Raw genomic sequence first — 7,433 nt, 5'->3', positions numbered from 1 at the left:
CGACGATCAAAGCGGGCCGGCACAGACCTGGTAGGCAGGTTTGCGATAACGGACAGTGGTGGCCTCGGGCTAAAATGCCGGCTTTGCCCATTCCACGACCACGCGCGAACCTGCGACTCGGGACACTAGTGGTGCTTGTCAGGTCTGTGGCCCGGCCGCGCCGCTCGCGGTCGCGCCGTTGTCGATGTCTGCGTCGATCTTGCCACAACTGCAAGATCGGCGGAGAGGGGTCGTCGTGGGTGCCGTGAACGGCGCCGACGTGTGTCGCTGAATGTGTTGCGCCATACGGAACCAGGGCTGTGCCGGCCGCCTTGATCGTCGTCCGCGGAACGAAGGTGAAGCCCCACTGCGGTTCTGTTCCTCAACAACGATCAACGGACACCCGAAACACTAGGCGAGCTGGACCGTCTGGATCACCAGCGACTCGTTGGGCTGGCCGTCGTTGCCCGGCGCGCCACCGGCCGCCACCCGGTCGACGATCTCCAACCCGGCGGTGACCCTCCCGAAGACCGGGTAGTTGGGGTCGATCGGGCTGTCCTTGTAGACGATGAAGAACTGGCTGCCGTTCGTGTCGGGACCGGCGTTCGCCATCGCCAGCGTGCCGCGCGGGTACGGCGTGCCGCCCGGCGCGGGCAGGTTCTCGTCGTCGAAGGAGTAGCCGGGGTCGCCGGAGCCGAGGGCGGTCGGGTCGCCGCACTGCAGCACGAAGATCAGCATCGTGGTGAGGCGGTGGCAGGCGGTGTCGTTGAAGTACCGGCCGGCGGCGAGCGTCAGGAACGACTCGACGGTGCACGGTGCGTTGGTCGCGTCGAGCTCCAGTGAGATCGGACCGCGGTTGGTGCCGATCGTCGCTGTGACCAGTCCCGTGCGGGTGGCCAGAACCGGCGGAACGATCTTCGGCGACTTGTCGGGCGCCGGGTTGAACCGGCACTCGACGGTGCCCGGTGCCGCCGGTGCGGCCGCCGCGGGCGGCGGTACCGACGCCGCCGTGACGCCCGACGGTCCGGTCGGAAGGTTCGCCGGGGCGGGCGCGATCTGCGTCGCGGCCGGGGCGGTGGCGCCGTCGGTGCCGTCGTCCTGCCGGGAGACGACCGCCGCGGCGCCGACCCCGGCCAGCGCGACGAGCACCAGCCCGGCACCGAGGAGCACCGGCCAGCGGCGGCGGTTCCGCTTGGCGTGGCGGGGGCGGTAGGTCGGGGCACCGGCGTGGGCCGGTCCGCCGGGTCGTGGGGCACGGTTTCGCTCGGACCCGGATGGCGGCTCGGGATTGTCTGTGCCGGCCAGTTCGTCGGCGCTGGCTGGGCTGCCGGCGTCGGCTGGCCTGCCGGCGCTGGCTGGGCTGCCGGTGTCGGCCGGTTCGTCGGCGTCGGCTGGGCTGCCGGTGTCGGCCGGTTCGTCGGCGTCGGCTGGGCTGTCGGCGCCGGCCGGTTCGTCGGCGCCGGCTGGTTCGTCGGCGCGGGCGTGGGCGGGCCGGGCCTTGACGAGGCTGACCCGGTCCGGGCCGGCCTCGGCGGTGTCCTGGGCGCTGTGCTGCCCGGTGGGCTTGGCGTCGTCCGTCTCGGAGGCGGCGTGCTGGCCGCCCGGCTCGCTGGGAGTGGGGGGCTTGGCGGGGGTCCGGTCGTCGCGGGCGTCCGAATTCCGACCGGACTTCTGAGACGCACGCCTCCGGGCGGCCCGACGGCCGGCCCGGGTGGTCGGCTCCGCCTCGGAGGTGGTCGACGACGGTTCGGCCGCGCGATCCGTGGAGCGGGTTCCGGGCGTTGCCGCAGCTTCGGGGGGCTCGCCGGGTGCCGCCGCACCGGGTGCGGCTGCCTGCTCGACACGGGCCATGGTCGGATCCCCCGTTACTGAAAGCAATTGGTATGCGACTGATCGTAACAACCAGATTGCCCGGATTGGGGGGTCGACCTGCCGGAGCAGGTGATGACCGCGCTCGACACCGTGTTTTACCGTCGCATTCCAGCCCGACCACGAACGCCTCTGGAGGAGAGCCATGCAGCCGTGTCCCAACTGCGGCCGCACGGAGGTCACTCCGGCGGGAAACTGCCAGAACTGTGGACTGTTCCGCGGCAACGAGGCCTACAACTCCGGCTACGGCCAGGCGTACCCGCCACCGGCCGACCCGTACTCGGCCGCTCCGGCGGACCCTTACTCGGCCGCTCCGTACTCAGCGGCTCCGTACTCAGCGGAGCCGTACTCCGCCCCGCCGAACCAGGGGCAGCAGGGGTACCAGGGCTACCAGCAGCCTTACCAGCAGCCCCAGGGCCAGTACGGCTACCAGGATCCGAACCCGTACCAGGCCGCACCGGCGCAACCCACCCGTCGGCCGTCGACGGTGCCGCTGATCGTGCTGTCGGTGGTGGCAGTGATCCTGGTGATCGGCATCGTCGGGGTGGTGGTCGTCAGGGCCAGCAAGGACGACCCGGGTGGCGGCGGGGGCACCGGCGGCACCACCGCCAACGGCATCGACAAGTGCGTGGTCGGCACCTGGAAGGTCACCAGCGCCAGGGAGAAGGTCGACATCGACGGCACGCTCGCCGAGTTCACCGCCCGGGGCGGCACCGTCGAGCTGAAGTCCGACGGCACCGGCAAGTACGACTACGGCAACGGCGTCACCTACACCGGGAAGATGTCGGGCCAGAACGTGGCGATCACGTTCACCGGCTCGGTGACCTTCTCGTTCAAGACGTCCGACGGCTCGTTCACCTTCAGCAACCCGTCGGCGAACGGGACCGCCACGGTGAAGGTCAACGGCACGACGACCACGTCGATCCCGCTGGACATGGACACCAAGCCGGCCAAGTACGAGTGCGGCGGCAACACGCTGACTCAGTCGACCGACCTGGCCACGGTCGAGATGAGCAAGTAAGGATTCACGTGAAACCGCGTCAGACGCGGGCGGTGACCTTGTCGACCTCGAGGTCGGGCTGGGCGATGTCGTCACCGACGCGCAGCGCCCAGCGGCCGCCGGTGAACGCGTACCAGATCGCCACCACGACGAAGCCGAGCGCCACCGAGAACAGCACCTCGACCGAGCGGCCGTCGGCCGGCAGGACGAGCGCGGCGAGGAACAGGCCCAGCACGAAGCTGACGTTGAACATCGTGTCGCTGAGGCTGAAGACCCGGCCGCGGTAGTCGTCGGCGCACTCGTGCTGCAGGTCGGTGTCGACGACGATCTTGACGCCCTGGCCGGCCAGGTTGACGAAGAACACCGCGATCGCGAGCAGGTACGGCGTGAACGCCGGGCCGAACACCGCGATGGCGAGCCCTTCGAGCGCCAGCAGCAGGGTCAGCCAGCGCCAGCCCGACACGCGGCGGGCGACCGGCGGGGTCAGCACGGACGCGGCCAGGTTGCCCACCGCGCCACCGACGAACACCGCGGCGAGACCCGGCACGGCGCCGGCGACGTTACCGTCCTCCGCCACCGGGCTGCGGAACATCAGCAGCGCCGACAGCGTGAGCACCCCGAACAGCACCCGCTGGCCGCTCTGGGCGAGCAGCGCGTACGCAGCGCCCCGCTGGGCGGCGAGGTGGCGTACCCCGTCGACCATCTCGCGACCCGACGAGGCGAGCGCGGAGCGCAGCGCGCCGGCCGGCGGGTGGTCGGGACCGAGGTCGGACCGGCCGAACGACCAGCGGGCCAGCAGCGCCGACGCGGTGTATCCGAGGACGGCCACCGACGCGATCACGCCGTAGCCGTGGAAGCTGGCCAGGTCGAAAACCGCGAGCGTGACCGCCGCGGTGCCGATGCCGACCGCGAAGCAGACCGAGCCCATCGTGGTGGCGAGCGAGTTGGCCGTGACCAGGCGCCGGTCCTCGACCACGTGCGGGATCGCCGCCGACACGCCGGCCACGAAGAAGCGGTTGAACCCGATGATCAGGAACGAGAGGACGAGGAACGGCAGGCCCTCGTCGCCGTTGAAGATCAGGAGCGCCGCGGGGACCACGAGCAGCGCCCGCAGCACGTTCGCCACGTACAGGATCGAGCGGCGGCTCCACCGGTCGAGGAAGCCACCGACGTACGGCCCGATGAGCGAGTACGGAAGCAGCAGCATCGCGAACCCGATCGCGATCGCCAGCGGGTTCGTGGCCTTGTCGGGGTTGAACAGGACGCTGCCCGCCAGACCCGCCTGGAACCAGCCGTCACCCAGGTGACTCAGCATCCGGACGCCGAGAAGCCGACGGAACCCGCGCACGCGGAGGACGGCGCGGAGGTTGTGCGAGCGGTTCACCTGAGCGGCACTGCCTGGGGAGGGCACGGCTCCGAGCGTAGTCACGCCTTCCGGCCGTGCACCTCGAACGTACGGTTCAGAGCCCGATCCGGGGAGTACGGCCACCTGGGTCATACCTAGCCGGTCGGCCGATCGGACGACGGCCTGAGCATTGGCGGGAGGCAGGATGGGTGCCATGCGGTGGGCGAAGGTTCCCTCTCCGATCGGGGAGATCGGTGTCGCGGTCGACGGCGACGGCGCCGACGAGAGAGTGTGCGGCGTGCAGTTCCAGGGCGCACCACCCGGCCGCGGGCTCGTGGAGGAGCCAGACGGCCTGCTGGCCGCCGCCGCTGAACAGTTGACCGAGTACTTCGAGGGCACGCTCACCGAGTTCGACCTCCCCCTGGTAGTACGCAGCGGATCGGAGTTCGAGCGCAAGGTCTGGGACCGGATTGCTGCCATCAAGTACGGGGAGACCACCACATACGGCTCAATCGCCACCGAACTCGGCGACCCCGGAGCCGCCCGGGCGGTGGGCATCGCGTGCAACCACAACCCGCTGCCGATCGTGGTCCCGTGCCACCGGGTGGTGGGTGCGGGCGGGAAGCTGGTCGGTTTCGGCGGGGGCCTCCCCCGCAAGGTACACCTGCTCGAGCTCGAGGCAAGGGTGACGATCGAGGCGGCGTTCCGGTAGTTCGCCACGAGTGGCAATGATCGACCGTAGCCGGAGCTGACGCGGCCCGTCACACATAAAAGAGCCGGGCCACGACGGCCCGGCTCCCTTACGACGTGAGCTAGCGCTCGATGCTGCCGTTGATGAAGTTCTCGACGGACTCGCGCGCGTCGAAGTCGTGGTACTGCTCCGGGGGCGACTTCATGAAGTACGACGAGGCCGAGAGGATCGGGCCGCCGATGCCGCGGTCGAGTGCGATCTTGGCCGCACGGACCGCGTCGATGATGATGCCCGCCGAGTTCGGCGAGTCCCAGACCTCGAGCTTGAGCTCGGCGTTCAGCGGCGTGTCGCCGAACGACTTGCCCTCGAGCCGGATGTAGGCCCACTTGCGGTCGTCGAGCCACGGCACGTGGTCGGACGGACCGATGTGGACGGCGCCGGCGTTCATCTCGTGCGGGATCTGGCTCGTGACCGACTGGGTCTTCGAGATCTTCTTCGACTGGAGGCGGTCGCGCTCCAGCATGTTCATGAAGTCCATGTTGCCGCCGAAGTTGAGCTGATACGTGCGCAGCAGCTCGACCCCGCGCTCCTCGAAGAGGCGCGCCAGCTGGCGGTGCACGATCGTGGCACCCACCTGGCTCTTGATGTCGTCGCCGACGATCGGCACACCGGCGTCTTCGAACTTCTTGGCCCACTCCGGGTCGGAGGCGATGAAGACCGGCAGCGCGTTGACGAACGCGACACCCGCGTCGATCGCGCACTGGGCGTAGAACTTGTCGGCCTGCTCCGAGCCCACCGGGAGGTAGGAGACGAGCACGTCGACCCGCGCCTCGCGCAGGGCCGCGACCACGTCGACAGCCGGCTCGTCGCTCTCCTCGACCATCTCGCGGTAGTACTTGCCGAGACCGTCGTAGGTCGGGCCACGCTGCACGGTGACACCGGTCGGGGGTACGTCGCAGATCTTGATCGTGTTGTTCTCGCTGGCCACGATGGCCTCGGCGAGATCACGACCCACCTTCTTGGCGTCGACGTCGAAGGCGGCGACGAACTCGACGTCGCCCACGTGATAATCGCCGAACTTCACGTGCATGAGGCCGGGGACGCGGGTTGCCGGGTCGGCGTTCCGGTAGTACTCGACCCCCTGGACGAGGGACGAGGCACAGTTGCCGACACCGACGACGGCCACGCGGACGGAGCCCATGTCAGGTGCCTCCTAGATTGGTTGGGTTGTTTGCTTCGGGCCGGGTTTCTGGCCGGGTTTCTGGCCGTGCTTCCGGATCTGGGGTGACCTCCGGCGGCCGACCGGAGCGCTCGCTCGCGATGAGCTCCTCCAACCACCGGACCTCGCGTTCGCAGGCATCGAGACCGTGGCGCTGGAGTTCGAGCGTGTAGGCGTCGAGCCGCTCCGCAGCGCGGCCCAACGTGGTGCGCAGGCCCTCCCGCCGCTCCTCGACGCGCCGGCGCCGGCCCTCGAGGATGCGCAGTCGGGTGGCCTGGTCGGTGCGCGAGAAGAACGCGAAGTGCACACCGAACCCCGGGTCGTCGAACGTCTCCGGCCCGGAACTGCCGAGAAGATCCTGAAATCGCTCTTTGCCCTCGGCTGTGATCTTGTACACGACCTTGCCCCGCTTCGACGCCAGCGGTGGAGCATCCTTGTCGGCCGTCGCCGACTCCTCGGTGATCCAGCCGGCTTCCTTCATGCGCCGGAGCGTCGGGTAGAGCGACCCGTAGCTGATGGCCGCCCGGAATGCGCCGAGCTTGGTCGCGAGCTGTTTACGCAGCTCGTAACCGTGCATCGGGGTCTCCATCAGGAGGCCGAGGATCGCGAGCTCGAGCATCGTGTTCCGGCCTCCCTCCGATGTATCGCGCCGATACATCGGGACGGTAGCTCGGTTCATCTGTCGTTTGCAAGACCATCGACCGCTGTTACACGTGTGACTACGGTCCGTAGCCGTTGTCGCCTCGCGAGCCGGGACCGCGTACCCTCGGTCCGTGCGCACGCAACGGCAGATCGTCGACTACGCCCTGAGGCGTAGATCGCTGCTGCGTGAGGTGTATTCCGGCCGGGTCGGAACGTACGAGGTCTGTGACGCGTCTCCCTACCTGCGCAACGCCGCCAGGTTCCACGGGGACCCCACCGACGAGCGTTGTCCGGTGTGCCGGCGGGAGCACCTCACGAACGTGCACTACATTTACGGCGACGAATTGAAGGCGTCGTCGGGTCAGGCCCGGAAGGCGGCCGAGCTGCCGGTCCTGGCGATGACGTTCCGCGAGTTTCGGGTGTACGTGGTCGAGGTGTGCCGCGGGTGCGGCTGGAACCACCTCATCGAGCAGTTCACGCTCGGGCGTGACGGGTTGGCGGAGTCGACACCGGCTCCCGCTGAGGCAGCCACCGCCGTCGGCGGTCGGCGTCGAGGAGGACCCGTTCAGTGACCAGCACCGAAGTGGCCGAGGCTTCCACTGGTCGTCCCGTATGGATGCGGGCCGGCCATACTCCTCACGACAACTGGGCGATGGTGGATGAAATACCATCGCGGCCGGCAAGGTGG

General features: G+C 69.2%; 7 protein-coding genes. 3 read left to right on the top strand and 4 right to left on the bottom strand.

The window, feature by feature from the left end; all coding sequences use genetic code 11:
* Positions 1–390: 390 nt before the first annotated feature.
* Entirely contained in the window at positions 391–1,830 is a 1,440-nt protein-coding gene (locus Voc01_RS05595; protein ID WP_203926177.1) for a peptidylprolyl isomerase, read from the bottom strand.
* A 163-nt stretch (positions 1,831–1,993) separates the two neighbouring features.
* On the opposite strand from Voc01_RS05595, the gene Voc01_RS05590 reads away from it, so the two are divergent.
* A complete protein-coding gene (locus tag Voc01_RS05590) occupies positions 1,994–2,869 on the top strand; it encodes a hypothetical protein (RefSeq protein ID WP_203926176.1) in 876 nt (291 codons plus the stop codon).
* 19 nt (positions 2,870–2,888) lie between these two features.
* Here Voc01_RS05590 and Voc01_RS05585 read toward each other — a convergent pair whose 3' ends face one another.
* Positions 2,889–4,259 (bottom strand): MFS transporter, encoded by a 1,371-nt coding sequence (locus Voc01_RS05585; RefSeq protein ID WP_203926175.1) that lies wholly within the window; start codon positions 4,257–4,259, stop codon positions 2,889–2,891.
* A gap of 148 nt (positions 4,260–4,407) precedes the next feature.
* Between Voc01_RS05585 and Voc01_RS05580 the strand changes: the two genes are divergently transcribed.
* Positions 4,408–4,905, top strand: coding sequence for a methylated-DNA--[protein]-cysteine S-methyltransferase (locus Voc01_RS05580; RefSeq protein WP_203926174.1), 498 nt, complete (start codon positions 4,408–4,410; stop codon positions 4,903–4,905).
* A gap of 100 nt (positions 4,906–5,005) precedes the next feature.
* Here the strand turns inward: Voc01_RS05580 and Voc01_RS05575 are convergent, their stop codons facing one another.
* On the bottom strand, positions 5,006–6,085 hold the full coding sequence (locus Voc01_RS05575) for an inositol-3-phosphate synthase (protein ID WP_203926173.1): 1,080 nt from the start codon (positions 6,083–6,085) through the stop codon (positions 5,006–5,008).
* Position 6,086: 1 nt separating this feature from the next.
* On the bottom strand, positions 6,087–6,722 hold the full coding sequence (locus tag Voc01_RS05570; RefSeq protein ID WP_203926172.1) for a PadR family transcriptional regulator: 636 nt from the start codon (positions 6,720–6,722) through the stop codon (positions 6,087–6,089).
* A 154-nt stretch (positions 6,723–6,876) separates the two neighbouring features.
* Here Voc01_RS05570 and Voc01_RS05565 point away from each other — a divergent pair, with 154 nt between their 5' ends.
* Positions 6,877–7,317 (top strand): DUF5318 domain-containing protein, encoded by a 441-nt coding sequence (locus Voc01_RS05565; RefSeq protein ID WP_203926171.1) that lies wholly within the window; start codon positions 6,877–6,879, stop codon positions 7,315–7,317.
* Positions 7,318–7,433: the final 116 nt, after the last annotated feature.

Source organism: Virgisporangium ochraceum (assembly GCF_016863655.1).
GTDB lineage: Bacteria > Actinomycetota > Actinomycetes > Mycobacteriales > Micromonosporaceae > Virgisporangium > Virgisporangium ochraceum.
The sequence above is the reverse complement of the archived record's forward strand: the minus strand, read 5'-3'. Positions and strand labels throughout refer to the sequence as shown.